Source organism: Moorena sp. SIO4A1 (genome assembly GCF_010672065.1).
Classification (GTDB): domain Bacteria; phylum Cyanobacteriota; class Cyanobacteriia; order Cyanobacteriales; family Coleofasciculaceae; genus Moorena.
In genome coordinates, this window is sequence record NZ_JAAHHX010000934.1 from 1 (window position 1) to 1,160 (window position 1,160).

At 42.2% G+C, this 1,160-nt stretch carries 2 protein-coding genes; both read right to left on the reverse strand.

Going from position 1 to position 1,160, the window contains the following annotated elements; translation table 11 throughout:
* A partial coding sequence (locus F6K53_RS44235) for an aspartate 1-decarboxylase (RefSeq protein WP_293087236.1) occupies window positions 1-268 on the reverse strand: 268 nt, incomplete at its 3' end.
* Between the two features lie 462 nt (window positions 269-730).
* Window positions 731-1,160: ureidoglycolate lyase (locus F6K53_RS44240; protein WP_293087239.1), on the reverse strand; the 430-nt coding region annotated here is incomplete at its 5' end.

Genomic DNA, 1,160 nt, shown 5'->3' on the forward strand with positions numbered 1-1,160 from the left:
TCCAGATAATCAAGGTATCTCCCTCTTTGCACAGTAGCGCTCCCCCTCCATTGGGACATATTTGTCCTGAACCTGCTTCTCCTGGCAAAACATAGGTTGACCAGCGATTGCCATTGTCAATGTTGACAATTTCTACTTCTTCGAGGGGTAAAATCCCTACCTGTGCCAGCAAGTCGGAGTCAATCGTGACACTGCCCACATAGTGGCGGTTTGCCTCAGTCACACGCACTCGATGTAGCTTGGCGTGCATTAGTTTGATGGTCGCCATGATTTCTCCTCCATTGAGTTGAATGAATTAAAATTAAATTGACTTGAACGAGCCTATTTCTGGACTTAGCCATTGGCATTTTACGATCTCTATTTGAGATTGCTATACCATCGCTCCAACAATCACCAAAAACCTAAATCACTTCGGTTAATCAGTGATTTATGAGTCTCGAAATACGGATTTTTTCTCGTCTGCCATGATTACTAAATAGGCGATTTTTAGCAGCTATTCAGTAATAGAAGTTGACACATTTTTTGATACATCACTATTTTCAGGAAAATACATCGATTTACCTTTCTCCCTCCCGCCCTATCCCTTTCTATCCATTGAAATAGCCAGTTTAACAGTTACTTAACTGGCGCTCTAGCTCCTTTAGAAGCGGCTATGGGAAATACTTGCACTTCAAATTATATAAAATCATCTGTTTCTATCCATTCCGTGCTGTGTTTGCTATCTATATTCTCAGTCTTCTTCAGGTTTACGAAGGGGAATCTTTAGACAAGTATCTTGCTCCTTCAACAATAGACAATCTACGGTAGCATAGATACTGCCTTGTTTATTTTTATAGACTACTTCTCCAGACAGTGGTAAGGGAGCTGTGTGCCATACTCCAGGATGAATTGATATGCCGTAACACCCATCGGAGTAAAGCGCTACAAAATCTTCTGCTTTGACATTGTCCCCAGGAGGAGCTAATAGAAAGATGCTAGGTTCACCATTTTTAGGAATAAAAGCCTCTCCTGCATCTAGATGGGCGCTAAGCCAATGCACTAGCACATAGTTAGAGTTAGTTTCAGGATCAACTACAGCCTTTCCTGCTGCTCCACCGCGAGCACTTTTATGGTCACCGGAAAGCACTGTAGAACCACGCCAATATACTTTGAATTCGTCT